This window comes from Nostoc sp., from assembly GCF_036917155.1.
GTDB lineage: Bacteria > Cyanobacteriota > Cyanobacteriia > Cyanobacteriales > Nostocaceae > Nostoc.
In genome coordinates this window covers 1-16,944 of sequence record NZ_JBALDZ010000090.1, presented here as the reverse complement: position 1 = coordinate 16,944, position 16,944 = coordinate 1, and the positions used below count along the sequence as shown (strand labels likewise).

Annotated in this window: 13 protein-coding genes; 6 read left to right on the top strand and 7 right to left on the bottom strand. The window is 41.0% G+C overall.

The window, feature by feature from the left end; translation table 11 throughout:
• Positions 1-89: 89 nt before the first annotated feature.
• Positions 90-1,379 carry a glucose-1-phosphate adenylyltransferase gene (locus tag V7K67_RS13420; RefSeq protein WP_334732382.1) on the bottom strand — a complete coding sequence of 430 codons (1,290 nt, stop codon included), beginning with the start codon at positions 1,377-1,379 and terminating at the stop codon, positions 90-92.
• A 408-nt stretch (positions 1,380-1,787) separates the two neighbouring features.
• Between V7K67_RS13420 and V7K67_RS13415 the strand changes: the two genes are divergently transcribed.
• Positions 1,788-1,946 (top strand): hypothetical protein, encoded by a 159-nt coding sequence (locus V7K67_RS13415; RefSeq protein WP_335166902.1) that lies wholly within the window; start codon positions 1,788-1,790, stop codon positions 1,944-1,946.
• 33 nt (positions 1,947-1,979) lie between these two features.
• Here the strand turns inward: V7K67_RS13415 and V7K67_RS13410 are convergent, their stop codons facing one another.
• On the bottom strand, positions 1,980-4,586 hold the full coding sequence (locus V7K67_RS13410; protein ID WP_335166899.1) for an nSTAND1 domain-containing NTPase: 2,607 nt from the start codon (positions 4,584-4,586) through the stop codon (positions 1,980-1,982).
• 146 nt (positions 4,587-4,732) lie between these two features.
• Between V7K67_RS13410 and V7K67_RS13405 the strand changes: the two genes are divergently transcribed.
• On the top strand, positions 4,733-5,104 hold the full coding sequence (locus V7K67_RS13405; RefSeq protein ID WP_334697358.1) for a CU044_2847 family protein: 372 nt from the start codon (positions 4,733-4,735) through the stop codon (positions 5,102-5,104).
• A gap of 39 nt (positions 5,105-5,143) precedes the next feature.
• Here V7K67_RS13405 and V7K67_RS13400 read toward each other — a convergent pair whose 3' ends face one another.
• Together V7K67_RS13400 and V7K67_RS13395 are read right to left on the bottom strand one after the other, a co-directional pair.
• A complete protein-coding gene (locus V7K67_RS13400; RefSeq protein ID WP_335166897.1) occupies positions 5,144-5,443 on the bottom strand; it encodes a hypothetical protein in 300 nt (99 codons plus the stop codon).
• A 114-nt stretch (positions 5,444-5,557) separates the two neighbouring features.
• On the bottom strand, positions 5,558-7,285 hold the full coding sequence (locus V7K67_RS13395) for a S8 family peptidase (RefSeq protein WP_334732377.1): 1,728 nt from the start codon (positions 7,283-7,285) through the stop codon (positions 5,558-5,560).
• Positions 7,286-8,092: 807 nt separating this feature from the next.
• On the opposite strand from V7K67_RS13395, the gene V7K67_RS13390 reads away from it, so the two are divergent.
• A complete protein-coding gene (locus V7K67_RS13390) occupies positions 8,093-9,559 on the top strand; it encodes a glycoside hydrolase family 13 protein (RefSeq protein ID WP_334732376.1) in 1,467 nt (488 codons plus the stop codon).
• A 148-nt stretch (positions 9,560-9,707) separates the two neighbouring features.
• Here V7K67_RS13390 and V7K67_RS13385 read toward each other — a convergent pair whose 3' ends face one another.
• On the bottom strand, positions 9,708-10,127 hold the full coding sequence (locus V7K67_RS13385; RefSeq protein ID WP_334732375.1) for a fasciclin domain-containing protein: 420 nt from the start codon (positions 10,125-10,127) through the stop codon (positions 9,708-9,710).
• Between the two features lie 150 nt (positions 10,128-10,277).
• Here V7K67_RS13385 and V7K67_RS13380 point away from each other — a divergent pair, with 150 nt between their 5' ends.
• Positions 10,278-10,514: a DNA-directed RNA polymerase subunit omega gene (locus V7K67_RS13380; RefSeq protein WP_179064685.1), complete on the top strand. Its 237-nt coding sequence runs from the start codon at positions 10,278-10,280 to the stop codon at positions 10,512-10,514.
• A 558-nt stretch (positions 10,515-11,072) separates the two neighbouring features.
• Positions 11,073-12,692 (top strand): tetratricopeptide repeat protein, encoded by a 1,620-nt coding sequence (locus tag V7K67_RS13375; protein WP_334732374.1) that lies wholly within the window; start codon positions 11,073-11,075, stop codon positions 12,690-12,692.
• 444 nt (positions 12,693-13,136) lie between these two features.
• On the opposite strand, the gene leuS is transcribed toward V7K67_RS13375, so the two are convergent.
• A complete protein-coding gene (leuS, locus tag V7K67_RS13370) occupies positions 13,137-15,785 on the bottom strand; it encodes a leucine--tRNA ligase (RefSeq protein WP_335166894.1) in 2,649 nt (882 codons plus the stop codon).
• 252 nt (positions 15,786-16,037) lie between these two features.
• Entirely contained in the window at positions 16,038-16,415 is a 378-nt protein-coding gene (locus tag V7K67_RS13365; protein WP_334706567.1) for a hypothetical protein, read from the bottom strand.
• 128 nt (positions 16,416-16,543) lie between these two features.
• Here V7K67_RS13365 and V7K67_RS13360 point away from each other — a divergent pair, with 128 nt between their 5' ends.
• Entirely contained in the window at positions 16,544-16,741 is a 198-nt protein-coding gene (locus tag V7K67_RS13360) for a hypothetical protein (protein ID WP_334706566.1), read from the top strand.
• The last annotated feature ends 203 nt before the right edge of the window (positions 16,742-16,944 follow it).

The following is a 16,944-nucleotide window of genomic DNA, read 5'->3' as shown; positions in this document are numbered from 1 at the left end:
AACTCCTAACTCCTAACTCCTAACTCCTAACTCCTAACTCCTAACTCCTAACTCCTAACTCCTAACTCCTAACTCCTAACTCCTAACTCTTAAATGATTGTTCCATCGGGAATTACAGCATTTTTCAACACGACAACGATACCACTGCGGATGTAAAAACCTTGACTTTCGCGGTCAGCTTCTTGGACGTTATCTTTATTGATAATCTTGACATCATGCCCGATACTGGCGTTTTTATCGATGATGGCACCGCGAATAATTGAGTCAGTACCAATACCTACAGGAATGCTACCTTTTTCTACATTGCATAGGCGTTCAACAGAAGGTTGGTAAAAATCTGCACCCATGAGCAAAGATTCTTCGATGATACAGCCAGATTCAATCCGCGATCGCACTCCTAATACTGAATGTTGAATGCGGCAATTTTTCAGAATACAACCTTCGCCAATAATTGATTCTGTGATATGGCAATCTAAAAGTTTAGTCGGAGGTAAGTAACGCGGGCGGGTATAAATTGGTGCTTCTTCATCGTAGAAGCTAAAGGGTGGCTGGGGTTGCTGAGTCAGTGCTAAATTTGCTTGATAAAATGCCTCAATTGTTCCAATATCTTCCCAGTAGTCATCAAATAGATAAGCTTGAACGTTGTAATCTTTAGAAGCATCTGGAATAATTTCTTTACCAAAATCCGTCCGTTCTAAAGATTCTTTCAACAACTTGATCAAAACATCTCTTTTAAAGACATAAATCCCCATTGAGGCAATGTAGGGCTGTAATTTGGCTTGTTCTTTTGTCAATCCCAGGATACTGGTATCGACGCGCATTTTGGTTAGGGCTTCGCCTTTAGGTTTTTCGCTAAAGTCAACAACCCTACCAGAATCGTCAATTTTCATTAAACCAAAATCTGAGGCGCGGCGCTCGTCTATGGGGATAACTGAGAGAGTGATATCAGCCTTCGTTTCTCTATGGCGCTGGATAAATAAGCGGTAATCCATGCGGTAGAGGTGATCTCCTGAGAGGATCAGATATTCCTCTGCATTCCATTCTTCCAACAGCCATAGATACTGACGGACAGCATCGGCTGTACCTTGGAACCAGTTGGGGTTTTCTGGCGTTTGCTGTGCGGCTAGCACTTCCACAAAGCCCTCGCTGAAGCCAGTAAAGTTGTAGGTACGGGCGATATGGCGATTCAGGGAAGCTGAGTTGAATTGTGTCAGGACGTAGATTTTGAATATTTCGGAATTTATGCAGTTACTAACAGGGATATCGATTAGGCGGTACTTCCCCGCTACTGGTACTGCTGGTTTAGCGCGGAGTTTGGTTAGGGGGTAAAGCCGAGTACCCGCGCCACCACCAAGAATGATTGATAAAACTTTTTTCACAAAATTTCTCCCAGCTGCCTTTCAACTCTCATCTTCAGTTTAGGACTGTCTGCCACCACAGGTAAGGGGGATCACCTGATTCTTTAGAATGAATTTTACAGAATGCTGGTAGTGTATGGATGGTGCGGCTGATAAGGAGATTAATAGAACATTTGTATTAATTTAGGTGAAAAGTGTAGGAAGTTTCGACTAGACCACCCTCGCGCAAAATTTTATCTCTGTGAGACAGCTTAGAAGGAAAAGAGGTAAATAGTCTGTAATAAACCTCATTATAAAAATAAATCTAAAAAAGTTCTATGTGTAATCCGTAAAATATTGTTTTTATAGTGTATTAACTTACAGTTAGCTAAAAACCAGCTATTAAGCTAACTTCTTAAGAGTAGATATTTAAAACAGGGTAACAGACATATGGTGAACGTTAAAAGCTCCACTTCTAAGACAGATAATCAAAAAAAGACAAACGAAGAAAAAGCAGAGATTCCACAAGGTGAGAATGAACATATTGGAGGTAATGATCCTCAAGATATTACTACCAAAGAGCCAAGCAAGAATCAAGGATCAAATTGACGGCTAAAACAGCATTCTAAATAGTTAAGTTGTTCACTTTTCCTTAAAAGAGCAGATATCAGATTGGTAATTAAACCAATCTGGTATATTTTTATTAGTTTGTAAATATTCTTCTAAAAATTTACAGCTATATTTCACCAAGTTTTCCACTTCGGGGGTAACATCTTTTCTAGAACTGCTTTGCCACTTCCAGAGTCTTACAGTTCCATCATTACTGGAAGAAGCAATTATATTGCCATCACGACTAAACTCTAACCGATTAACTTGCAGAGTGTGTCCTTTCAAAGTTGCTATTAAAGAACCTTCTCCATTAATAGCTTTATCTACATCCCACACCTTTACAGTTTGATCAACACCGCCAGAAGCGAGTACTTTACCATTAGGACTAAAATCTAAGCCGTATATTATACTTGCGTGAGCATTCTTGATTATTGCTATCGGTTTTTTCTGTTTATTTTTAGTATTCCAGATAAATATATTACCATCCTCATCGGCAGAAGCCAGTAAGTTTTTTCTCTGCAAACTATATCTAACTATAAGCAAAGCTCTTTTACCATGTGTACCAATGTTTTCTGGGGGAGTATCCTTTTTTTCCCAATCCCAAATTCTAACACTACCATCATCATCAACGTAAGCAATTTTTGAACTGTCATTAGGATCAATGTCTAGACTGTTAACTCGAGGTGGTTTATTTACATTATATCCCTCCTTTTTAAGTAATTCCCCGATATTTAATGTGTGAATGGGTTGAGGTGGGTTCTCTTGAATATCAGTGTACCAAACTTTTATGATTCCATCACGATCACCAGAAGCAATAATTTTATCATCTCGACTAAAACTAACATCATAAACAGTACCATTATGACCTGTAAAAGTTTTTATCAGTTTATTTTCTTTCGCGTCTATATTCCAAAGTTTGAACGTTTTATCTTGGCTTGTAGAGGCTAGAAATTTTCCATTATGGCTAAATCTTACACTCCAAACTCCATCAGTATGTCCAGGCAAAAGATCGTATAAGAATTTGCCATTCTTATCCCAAATCTTGATTGGAGTGTTGTAACCAGAAGAGGCTATTTTACCGTCAGGACTAAAACTCACGCCCCAAACGCTACTTTTATGATCTACTAATCGATTATGCTCTTTCACTGAGTCAATTACTACTTTCAGTTGATTGAGTGCTTTAGAATTGTCTCCACCCAAACGCTGCAACTCCTTGAGCGCTTGGACACTTGCGATCATTGCCTCAAGCTGATTATTTTGAGCTAAAAGTAGCTTAGATTTTTCAACTAGTAGTACAGAAGCAATCGCATCTCCTTGTTTTTTCTCTGATATCTTTTGTTGTAGCTGTAATCCCAATCCCAGAGATAAGATGATAAGTGTTGCAGAAGCGATCGCAAATCTAGTTCTTTGTGATTCAGCTTTGGCTTTGGCTTCTGCTTGCTGTTGGAGTTTTTTTGCTTGCTCTAATTCTGCCTGATTTTGGTGATCGCGTCTCTCCAAACTTTTATGCAAAAATTCTGATTCCAATGGCGTAAGTCTTGGCTGAGTCTTATTCACCCACTCAGAAAATACAGCCAACTTTGCACCCGTCAATAGTGCTTCATCTAATTTATTAAATCTTTGTAGCCATTCTTGGCAATCTTCCTCTAAAGAACGACTCAGACGAATATTCTCCAGATTTTCAGTAATCCAACTATTTAATAATTTCCACTCAGATAAAAGTGCTTCATGAGTAACTTCTACAGTATTTTGATCAGTGATAATTAAACGTTGTTGAGAACCTGCTAGTAATCCTACAACCCGTTGCAATTGTTGTGGAGAATCTGCAACTACTTCTAATCTCTCCCAGCTAGCACGCCGCCGCGTCACTTCTCCAGCTTCACCTAACTGCACTAATTCCATAAACAAGCAACGCGCAAAGGCTTGATCTACGGAACCTTTAAGTTCGTTGCTGACAAAATCAAACAAGCGATCGCCACTTATTCGCCTACTACTACCTACATTTTCTGCCATCAATCCCTTAACAACTGCACCTGTGAAAATGCTGTATTCTTCACTTTTAATCACTCCCGCACTTTCAAAGCCGCGACAAGCTGTAATTAAGTAATAATCTTTTTGCGAACTGAAAGCGTTAAGAGTTCTTTCTATTAACTGTCTTTCCAGAAAATAGCCACTATGACAGCAATCGAGTAGCATCACTAAACTACTCAATTGCGAAGCTCGAATTAAGTCGTTAAGGCTATCCAGGGGAATGCCATATTTTTGTTCAACATTTTCGTTTTCCTTAAATTCAATCTGACAATCAGAACTTGCCAAATATCCCTTTTGTTGTCTCAAGTTGTCGGAAATAGTAAAACCGTGTCCGCTAAAATAAATCAGCGCTTCATTATTAGTTGCTTGCTCTAGCAGGAATGTTCTCAAATCTTGGCCCAGTTGAGCGCCAGTAACTTTTGACGCTGCCATTTCATAGCCGTTTTTATCTTTATTCCAACGCTGTGGTAGTCTTTGTACAGACTGGAAATCACCATATTGCTCTAGGATTTGCGCGATCGCTTCAGCATCATTTGTAGTCTTCGACAAACGCGGTAATGATGGGCTGAGATACTCAGCGATGCCAATAACAAGCGCGTATCGTGCCATTTAACATACCTTGGGTTGATAAATGCGGGATAATCTTGACAGACACAATGATGGCTGTGTTATTAGAAACAATACCATCTGTTAGTTTTCTGCAAGCAAGCTGAAATTTATTCAGATCCGTTACAAAACTTTAATTGAGGTAGCTTATGTCAGAAGTGCAGCAACTATTTTTCCAAGCAGATGGGGAGATTGAGCAGATTGAGATTAACGTCACAGCCACCGAAATAACTCAGGAAATTGAGGAGGACGATGATGGCATAGAATACAAGGATGTGCGAACAGATGCGATCGCTCGGATGCAACAAGCTCGGCAAATGATTCGCTCTTATACTATCTATGCTCTTAGTGCTTTTAAAGACTTCAACACTGCTGAAATTGAGGAGGTAAGCCTTAAATTTGGCATTAAGCTCGGTGGGAAGGCCGGCATTCCTTACATTACCGAAGGCTCTGCTGAAAGTAATCTGGAAATTCAAGTGAAGTGTAAGTTTCCAGAAAAACCAAAACCTGATTCACAGTAACAGCAAAAAATTATCTGTATAAAAGGTAGGCAATACCCATTAAACGCCCAACTTCCCTATATTGATTCTCTTATTAACCAAACGTAATTGGTGCGATCGCTTCAAAAATTTCACCCAAGGTTGCTCTGACAACTGGGAAATGGCATTGGCTGACAGTGTTGCCGTGAAAATATCTTTGCCACTGCTAACATCACTGACACCTAAACTTTCTAAAACAGCAGTTGCAGCCGAGTCTAAAACTGGTTCAGTGTGGATAAAAACTGCCAAATTAGTTTCTTCTGAATCTTGAATGTCATTCAGGGCTGTAGCAAGAGCGGCATCTAGTTTATGATAATTCATCAGCAACTCCTTGGTAAGTAGGGTAGACAATTTCTGCCTACCCTAACTTATCAAATTTATCGGTTATTATTGCCTACCTTTGTACAGAAATAATATCCATTTTTCTCAGTCTAATTACAGATTTAAAGCATTAATCACTCCATAGCCCCATTTGTCATCAAATGTGCCTGCGGTTTTTCCGGGAATTGCACTATTTTTACGTAGGTAGTCTTTCACAGCAGCCGGATCAAGTTTAGGATCTCGCTGCAACAGCAGCGCCACTAACCCACTAACGAAGGGTGTCGCCATACTCGTACCAGCCTGCACCACAAATTTGGAATTAATCATCGATGAGCGGTCAAAACTGGCATCGGCGGAAAGGGTGGAAATAATCATTGCTCCGGGCGCTGCGACATCGGGCTTTTGGCCATCATTGCGTAGAGGCCCTTCACTACTGAATTCCGAAATAGTATGCAATTCTAACCCCATTTCTCGCACTTGGTTATCAATATCTGTATACTTAGTTTTAGTAGTATAGGAGGCAACGGTAATTGCACTGCTAGCGGCTCCCGGCGAACCAATTTTGACCGCATCCTTCACACTTTTACCTGTAAAAAACACTGACGAAGTGTCATCTAATGTCCACACATCTAAACGTGTGTCAGTTGAAGAAGTGTTGCGGACTCGCAGTTGCCAAACACCTCCCATTACTGGCGAGGGATCAATACCACGTATTTGCACAAAGAAATTATGGTCGCCGTTGGCTTTATCTGGCGCTGGTGTTGCTAATTGCACCCGTGCATCTGGTAACTGGTAATCTTGAGCGGCATTACCCTCAGTAATTATTTTTTGGTAAGGGGTGACAAAACCATTAGGACTCCGCACAGACACTTCCAATTGGCTGTCTTTGGAATACCAGGCGTTTAACCAAACTATGCCTACTTGATTCAAAGGAACATTAAAGCGCATACCACGAGTGCGTCCACTGGGTATTGTCGCTTGTCCATGAATGTTATCGTTTCCTTCGTTACCCGCAGCACAGCAAACAATTCTTCCAGGGCCAGTTTCAGCATCAATTACCTTTGATAAGGAGTCGCTACCATCATGGGCATCAGCGTGTCCACCCAAGCTGAGATTTACCACTGCTGGGCGTCCCAACTCTCTAGCAACTCGGAAAACATAACGCACACCATCCGCAATGTGGGCATCCTGTAAATCTGACCTGACGATAACTAATTCCGCTTCTGGTGCGACACCACCATAGTTAGTATCAGCACCGGCAGCAATGCCCGCAACGTGAGTACCATGTCCGGCAGTATCCTGAGAAATTGTCAGTTGCGCTCCCGTTAATTCAGCCCCATAGCCGCCCTCTGTGACTCCTGGCCCTGGCAGTGTTTGATCCCAAATGTGTAAAATTCTTCCAGCAAAGGCGGGGTGTTTCGGATCAATACCACTGTCTATAATGCCGATGATTACTCCTTTACCAGTCAATCCGGTTCGGTTCTTGAACTCTGGTAGTTTGACTGTTCCCAGGGCAGTGTCCATCCTCAAATGAAGTTTGCGTGATGGCTTAATCCGCTGAATCACATCTTCTTCAGATAAGGCATCTAAGCTCTCTATTGGTAAGAAAGCTGTCCGCACACTCCCAGAGTTTTGATTGACTTCAATATTATATTGTGATAAGTAACTTAAGTCTGCATCAGGCTCGCAGTAGATAAAAACAACGCTCTTAGTGGGCTTGACTGGGCTTTTGTGGGCAATGATGCCAAGGGATTTTTTGTGTGTAACTAAAGCTTTATCTCCTTCATTTTGATAGTCTTGAAATGCTAACAGTAGTCCGGGAGAAAGTTTTTCGTGTCTCATTTTTACCTCAAGTTAAATTATTCGCTGTCAACGAAGTAGTGATTTTAGCAAGATCAGTCGCTCTAGTATTAACGCAGACTATGTAGTTTTTTAGCCTTGATTATTTGATGCGACTATAGTTATCTATTTTTTTTCAGAGATAACATCAAATAAGCTTAGGATGCAGGAATTTATTCCTAAGACAATTGCTAATTTATAACTCAATACGGTTCAGTTAAGGCTAAAACTCTTTGTCAAATTCAATTTTTTTAACGTAGACGCAGAGCGGCTTGCCGCAGGCTACCGCCAAGGACGCATAGACACGAAGTGGCTTCCCGTAGGGTAGGACGCAAAGAGAAGAAAGAAATGCTTAACTGAACTGTATTAATTTATAACTCATATTCCTAAATGAAGTCTCCCTGATAGTAATTTTCTCTGGTTCCTGAAACATCTTTGAGCATCCGCATATAAGAATTACCCAAGTCTGGGTAACAGATAATTTTATCAAGCTATTAAACTAATCCATTGTCTGCCTAAATCATTACGGACAAAGTGAATAAAATAAAATTAAGAATAATTAAGTAATAAATAAAAAAGATAAATTTTTTGAATAAGAATTCAGGGGTCAGAATGCTATCAGTGGCGAGTCTGTCTTGTCGAATTCTTAAAAACTAAAATAGATTACTGATAAATCTTGTGTATAAAACAGCATCAGAAATTCTAAATCGCTAATGAATACTGGCAAATTACAGATTCTCTATCATAAGTAAGAGACATAAAGAAGCTAATATTTGCAACGATCGCTTCTGAACGTACCAAGAGTTATTCATGCAAATTCAAACACCAGACTGGGTGAAGCACGCCGTTTTCTATCAAATCTTCCCAGACCGCTTTGCCAGAAGCAAACAGCCGCGCAAACGTTTGTTACACGAAGCCCGTTGGGAAGATTGGGACGCTATACCAACCCTCCAAGGTTATAAAGGCGGCGATTTATGGGGCATCATGGAGGATTTAGACTACATCCAGGATTTGGGAATTAACGCGATTTACTTCACACCCATTTTTCAATCCGCCAGCAATCATCGCTATCATACCCACGATTATTACCAAATTGACCCGATGTTAGGGGGCAACGAGGCTTTTAAGGAATTGCTTGATGCAGCCCATCAACGGAATATCAAAGTCGTTCTGGATGGGGTGTTTAACCATTCCAGCCGTGGCTTTTTCTTTTTCCACGACGTTTTAGAAAATGGCCCCCATTCACCTTGGGTAAATTGGTTCAAAATTGAAGGCTGGCCTCTAGCACCTTACAACGGGGAATTGCCTGCTAACTACGTGAGTTGGGTGGGAAATCGCGCTTTACCACAATTTAACCACGACAATCCAGAAGTGCGGGAATACATTATGGAGATTGCCGAATATTGGATTAAATTAGGCATCGATGGTTGGCGCTTGGATGTACCATTTGAAATAAAAACTCCTGGCTTTTGGCAAGAATTTCGCGATCGCGTCAAAGCCATCAATCCCGAAGCTTATATTGTGGGCGAAGTGTGGGGAGATTCCCGCCAGTGGTTGGATGGGACACAATTTGACGGCGTGATGAATTATCTATTTGCTGGGCCGACAATTGCCTTTGCAGCAGGCGATCGCGTAGTCTTAGAACAAGTCCAAAGCCGCGACTATCAACCCTATCCACCCTTATTTGCTGCTGAGTACGCCACCAAAATCCAAGAAGTACTGCAACTTTACCCTTGGGAAATTCAGCTAACTCAACTCAATTTACTTGCAAGTCACGATACAGCCCGATTGATGACTATTGCAGGCGGTGATATAGCCAGCGTAGAATTATCAACTCTACTACTACTCACTTTTCCCGGTGCCCCTAGTATCTACTATGGTGATGAAGTTGGTTTACCTGGTGGCATAGATCCCGACTCGCGTCGTGGCTTTCCTTTAGAGAGTAAATGGAATCAAGAAATTTTCAATACTCACCGTCAATTAATTGCCCTACGTCAAAGTTACCCAGCCTTGCGTACAGGTGATTACCAAGTTCTCCATGCTCAAGGACAACTTTATATCTTTGCACGAACTTTGGGGACAGAGGAATTGATAATTGCCGTCAACGCTGGCACAAGTTCAGCAACAGCAAATGCAGATGTCCCCAGTTTGCGTACTCAACCCAACAAGTTGTTATATGGCACAGCTGAAATTGAGTGGAATGGTGACGGAGAAACTCAGCGGTTGTCATTGACTGTTCCCGCACGGAGTGGGTGCATTCTGGGGATTGGGGAGTAGGGACTGGGGACTGGGGACTGGGGACTGGGGACTGGGGACTGGGGACTGGGGAGAAATGAAATCAATTCAAAAACTTCTGCCTCCTATCTCCTCTTTCCCCATGCCCAATGCCCAATGCCCAATGCCCCAAGCCCCAAGCCCCAATACATTACCTTCCCGCCACCATTGCAGGCATTAATACTGCATCAATAATATGGATTACGCCATTGTCTGTCAGAATATCTGTTTTGAGGACATTGGCGTTATTCACCTTAAATTTACCGTCGGCAGATTCAATGGCTACAATTGACCCCTCAAGCGTCTCTGCTTCATTAATCTGTACCAAATCATCAGACCTGACATCTCCACTAGCGATATGATACGCCACAATTTTCCTGAGCTTGGGAATATCTTGTAATAACAAATCTAAAGTTCCCTCTGGCAGATTAGCAAAAGCTTCGTCAGTTGGTGCAAAGAGTGTGAAAGAACCAGGGCTTTTCAAAGTTTCTATGAAATTCACAGCTTTAGCAGCCTTTATTAGGGTATTGAAATTACCTGCTGCGATCGCAGTTTCCACAAGGTCAGCCATGAGGGTGCGTTATCTTATACTACAAGTTACTTATAAGTGATTAAAATACTCTTAGCCTCTATCAGTGGAAAGGTTGCTGGCGATTAAACAGACAGCAGCAGACTGATTTACTACTGTTACACTGGAGAATGACCCCAAGAACCACTGATTATGCTAAAGCGTTCTAAGTTCGAGACAACTCAATCTCAGATTATGCACCGTGCTGAGGATCTGATTAGTGCAGCCTCAAATCGTTACCGCATTACGGTTCAGGTGGCAAATCGTGCTAAACGTCGGCGTTACGAAGACTTTGAAAGTAACGAAGATGCAATCATGAAGCCAGTGCTAAGGGCAATTATCGAAATGTCCGATGAATTGACTCAGCCAGAAATTATCGGCGAACTATAAGATTGAGTGCTGAGTTAGGAACATGGATTAAATAAGATGCAAAACTTCATCCTGTCTCTAGCTCAGTAAATAAAGTAATATAAAATTCCATCTCTTCTGGTGATATTACTTATTTAATTGGGGACAAGAATTGTCAGGAAAGCGTATTAATTTCGCTGGCTTTAGGCGGGCAGAAAAAAAGGATAACCACCAGATACCCAACGCATAGTAATATCAACAACAAAGTATCTTGGCAGGACATACTGATAGCTATGCCGAAATTTAATCACAATCAATTTCCTTGCACAATTCCAAGATTTTCGACAAAAAATTTATAAATGTGCTTACGTATAGTTGTGGGCGGCAAGGGACACTTACTCAGACCGTGGGAGCGTTATTAAATAAGATGCAAAACTTGATCCTGTCTCACGATCCCTCTCCAATATATCGGAGAGGGATTGAGGGTGAGGTAAACCAGGGACATAAATTGTATGTTATTTAATTCTTATTCCTTAAAAGGTTTACGCCAAATGGATATTTTAATAGAATAATCTCATTAAAAGATTCGCAGAAACATCAATGGACTGGATTACACTACTGCGATCGCTACAGTCTGATTTTATTAAAAGGTTAACGTCTGGTTCTCTGCTTCATTGTGAAACAGAAGGTCAATATAGTGAATTAACTATAATCTCTGGAGAAAGGTTAAAGGCACTACGGGAATTTTGCTGGCAGATGGCTGAAAAATATAAGCGTGTTTTACCAGTCCGTGATGTTTTTATTAGCTATCTGAAAGGGAAGTTGGGTGAGGAAGTTGTCAAAGAACGTTTAGCTGATTTTATTACCGAAGTCGATTATGAAAAGAGATTCGGCGGCGATGGCAATATAGATTTTACCTTGACTTCTGACCCATCTATTGGTATTGAGGTTAAATCACGTCACGGTCGAATTGACAGAGTAAGATGGTCAATTAGTTCTGAAGAAGTTGAAAAAAATGCCGTTGTAGTTTGCATTTTGATTCAAGAGGATGTAAGTGAAGCACAATCAGAATATCACCTTTTTTTAGCTGGCTTTCTCCCAACCCGGATGATTAAGTTAAAAACTGGTAAAATTTCCTTTGGGATAGAACAATTACTATATGGTGGTGGTTTATGGTGCTATCTAGAACAGTTACAATCTTCTATAAATAATTCTTCTAGGCAACAACCACCAATTTATAAATATTTCCCGAAACAGGAAATTCTATCTCCACCGACTATTAATCAGGTGGTCAAATCTTATTTAAAACCTGAATATATTAGTGAAGATTTAAATCTAGTTTACGTAAAACTAGGTGATGAATATTTTGAAAAAGGAGAATATACCAATGCAATTACCAACTATAATCAAGCTTTACAAGTTAATCATGGTGATATTAGTATATATTATAAACGAGGTTTAGCTCACTATCAAATAGGAGATTATGAATCTGCGATCGCAGATTATTCTCAGGCAATTCAGATGAATCTCCATGATGCTAAATCTTATAATAAACGAGGTTTAGCCTTGTATCAACTGGGGCGATTAGAAGAAGCAATCAATGATTATACCCAAGCAATCAGAATTAATCCTAATGTTGCCGTAGCCTATAAAAACCGGGCTGAAGCTCGTTCTCATGCAGGAGATAATCAAGGAGCAATTGAGGATTATACCCAGGCTATTAAAATTAACCCCGATTATGCTAATGCTTATAAAAACCGTGGAATTGCTCGTTATTTATTAGGCTCTCAACCGGGATTTCCCCAAGCAATCAAGATTAATCCTCAAGATGCCATAGCTTATAAAAAACGTGGTAATGCTCGTTCCGACTTAGGAGATTTTGAGGGAGCAATTGAAGATTATACTCAAGCAATACAGATTAATTCTAATTATGCCGATGCTTATTACAACCGTGGTAATGCTCATTCAGATTTAGGAGATTTCGAGCGAGCAATTGAAGATTATACTCAGGCGATACAGATTAATTCCAACTATGCTGATGCCTATTATAATCGGGGCAATATTCGTTTAGAAATCGCAGATAAACAGGGAGCAATCGAAGATTTTCAAAAAGCGGCAGATATCTATCGTCAAGAAGGTAAGCTAGAAGCACTCAAAGATACACGAGAAAAAATATTAGATTTAGAAATAGAAGAATCATTAGATATTTTAAACTTCTAAACGATAGCCTAAGTGTCACATCTTTATTACTTGCCTCGGTGATTAGAAATCACGGCTATACAGACAAAACCTGCGGAGGCCAGGTTAAAAACCCTTAATTTTGTATTAGTCCACGGAGGTGGACTTTGTTTGTATAGCCGCGATTTCTAATCGCCAGGTATATTTATCAAGGATCAAGGCAAGATGCTCCCCTTCCTCCCTTATTCTTAGCAAAATACACGATTACCTATGAGGTTGCCTAAAACAAGGGGCTTAAGCCCCCTTGTCTCACCAAGTCTGATTTTGTACAGTTTCACAAAGAATTTTGACAAACCTCCTCTTAGGGATTTCCAAGAAATAAATTATCTAAAGAAACGAACCACAGAGACGCAGAGAACACAGAGAGAAGAGAAATAGAGAGGATTTTTGCGTCAGTTTTGGGATATTTTTTTATTTGGAAGTCCCTTAGCTGACTACAAAATTCACCAACTTCCCAGGCACCACAATAACCTTTGTAATCTCTTTACCTTCGATGTAACGTTGAGCAATTTCTGATTCACGGGCGTATTTCTCCAACGCGGCTTTATCTGCTTGTGCTGGTACTTGAATTGAGCCGCGAGTTTTACCCATAACTTGAATCACTAAAGTGATTTCATCAGCTACCAAAGCATCAGGGTCAAATGATGGCCAAGTTTGAGTATGAACTGAATCACTTTCACCCAATAAATGCCACAATTCATCAGCAATATGTGGTGCAAATGGTGCTAGTAAAACCACCAAAGTCTGAATACCTTCTGCGTAAATTGGTGAATTTTTGCCGTCAGCATCAGTTAGGGCATTACTCAACTTCATCAATTCGGAAATAGCGGTGTTGAATTGATATTCATCTTCCACATCTTCTGTCACCGCTTGAATAGCCGTGTGAATCGCCCGCCGCAATCCCTTTTCCGGCTTAGTTAAATCAGAAAGTTGAGCTTTTTTACGGGATACCCCAGCAGCAATATAATCCGTCACCAAACGCCAAACTCGATTTAAAAAGCGGGATTGTCCTTCCACATCGGCTTCATCCCATTCCAAGTCTTTTTCTGGCGGCGCTTTGAACAAGATGAACATCCGCGCTGTGTCTACACCGTATTTGGCAATTACATCTTCTGGCGCTACACCGTTGCCCTTTGATTTAGACATGGTGGCATAGAGACGTTGCAATGGTTCACCTGTCTGGGGGTCGCGCGGGTCGGCTGAATTTACCAAATTAGAAGGAATCCATTTATCTTTACCACCCTTGTGAGGATTTAGGTAAGTTAAACCCTGTACCATACCTTGAGTTAACAGGCGTTGGAAGGGTTCGTCAAAGTTCAGTAACCCTCTGTCCCGCAGAACCTTAGTAAAGAACCGCGAATACAACAAATGTAAAATCGCGTGTTCAATCCCACCCACGTACTGATCAACTGGCATCCAATCGTTTATTTTACTAGAATCGAAAACCTGTTGTTCATTTTTAGCGTCAGGAAACCGCAAGAAATACCACGATGAATCAATAAAAGTATCCATCGTATCAGTTTCCCGCTTCGCCGGAGTGCCACAAGTTGGACAAGGTACATTTACCCAGCTTGACAACTGAGTCAATGGTGAACCACCACGTCCAGTAAATTCCACTTCTTCCGGCAACTGTACGGGTAAATCTTTGTCGGGTACTGGGACTATCCCACAGTTGGGACAATGAATTACAGGTATCGGTGCGCCCCAGTAACGCTGCCGCGAAATCAACCAATCCCGCAAGCGATATTGCACCCGCACTTTCCCAAAACCCTGTTGTTGGGCGTATTCAATTATTGCTTGTTTAGCATCTGTGGAAGTCATACCAGTAAAAACCCCAGAATTAATTAAAATTCCTGGTTCAGTGTATGCCTGGTTATATTCAATTTGGATGAGTTGTGTGACTTCATCAATCTCTGATGTAGGAGTTAAGTCAAAACCTGCAACATCATCTGGGGAAACGATGACAAAATCAATTGGCAAATCGTAATTTTTGGCAAACTTAAAATCCCGGACATCGTGCGCTGGTACACCCATCACTGCTCCAGTACCATACTCATACAGTACATAGTCAGCAATCCAAATCGGCACTTCTTCCCCTGTAAATGGGTTAATTGCCTTACCACCTGTGGGGATACCCCGCTTCGGTTTGTCTTCAGCGGTACGTTCCAACTCACTTTGATGGGAAACCTCTTTAATAAAGGCTTCTACCGCTGTTTGTTGTTCTTTTGTCGTGACGCGCTTGGTTAAGGGATGTTCTGGTGCTAACACCAGGTAGCTGACACCATAAACGGTATCTGGACGTGTGGTGTACACGGCGATTTTTTCATCTATCCCAATGATGGGAAATTCTAAGTAAGCACCTGTGGATTTGCCAATCCAGTTTGCCTGCATCGACTTGACGCGTTCCGGCCAACCTGTCAATTTATGCAAGTCATTGAGCAATTCTTCGGCGTAGTCGGTAATCTTGAAGAACCACTGGCGCAATAATTTACGCTCAACTATTGCCCCACTGCGCCAGGAACGTCCTTCATTATCGACTTGCTCATTTGCTAATACAGTTTGGTCAATGGGGTCCCAGTTTACCCCTGCTTCTTTTTGGTAAGCTAACCCCGCTTGCAAAAACTGCAAGAAAATCCATTGTGTCCACTTGTAGTAATCTGGTGAACAGGTAGCAAGTTCGCATTCCCAATCAATAGATAAACCAAGACGCTGCAATTGTTGCCGCATCTGAGCCATATTCTGATAAGTCCACTTTGCTGGCGGTACACCATGGTCAATGGCGGCATTTTCTGCTGGCAAGCCAAAGGCATCCCAACCCATTGGGTGTATTACCCGATACCCTTGCATTCGCTTGAGGCGGGCAATCACATCGGTAATCGTATAATTACGGACGTGACCCATGTGTAGGCTGCCCGATGGATAAGGAAACATGGAAAGAGCGTAGAATTTTGGCTTGTTGCTATCTGTCGGTATTTTATCTAAGCCAAGTTCTACCCATGTTTTTTGCCATTTTTCCTCAATTGCTGCTGGGTTGTATCGGGAATCAACAGAATCACGTATTTCCAATGGTTTCATGCCTGTTACACTTTACCTCTACTAATTTTCTAGTATTTGACTTTACTAGTACGTTTGAACCATTATGTTGAGGGAATTATTTGTCTAGTAATTTTCTAATTTAATTTACAAAATTAATTTACTATTTCTTTCTACCCCTATTTCTATCTATCTTACTATCCCTAAAGTCCAACAACTTTAGGTATATGGAACATAAAAAAGTCCCTAAGCTTAGGATACTGGGGACTAAATGTGTTATGGTTCTAAACTGATTTACTGGGTTAGCAGTCCGATCGCCATTTCAAGGTGCATCTTAGCCTTGTGCAAGTTAAGCAAATTCTCTTGGTCGTATCTGTCAGGATAGCTCATAGCTTTGCTCTCCATCGTCAGCTTAATCAACGCTGCTTGCTCATCAGTGGGTGAATTCATCTCATCTACCACTCCTTCAAGGAATTGAATAACGCTGAAGCCTGGTGACTTCAAGCCTTTTCCCTGCCTTAGTTGAGTGAGTGCTATCTGTGGGAATGCCATCAAGGTGACAATCCAACTAGTCTTGTACCCTCCATTCCCAGTAGGCTTTAATCCGTAACGTCTACACAAGTCTCTCAACTCAGCAGTGGTTTTGATTTCGAGTTCTGCACGTGTGAACATAAAATAGAATTACCCATTTGTAAAAGTGGTATCGGTGGTGAACCATTTCCAAGGATGACAACACCACCGATTTAAAACTCTAATGTTTCGCTTCCAAAAGATTCAAGCGTTATTTATATTTCTTAACAATGCCTAATCCCAAAGGAACTCCTGAAAATTTAAAACCAATTAAGTCTGAACGAGATGAGCCGCTGACCGAGAAAATGAATATACGCATGACTAAGACAATGAAAGAGGAAGTGCAGCAACAAGATAACCCTCCTGAGTTTTGTAGAGAAGCTATTCAAGAGAAGTTAGACAGGAATAAGAGCAAGAGTAGTACTTAATATTTCGCTTCCAAAAGATTCAAGTGTTATTTACATTTCTCAACAATGGCTAATCCTAAAGGAACTCCAGAAAATTTAAAAAAATTTACTACTGACAGAGAGGAGCCACTGACCGAGAAAATGAATATACGCATGACTAAGACAATGAAAGAGGAAGTGCAGCAACAAGATAACCCTCCTGAGTTTTGTAGAGAAGCTATTCA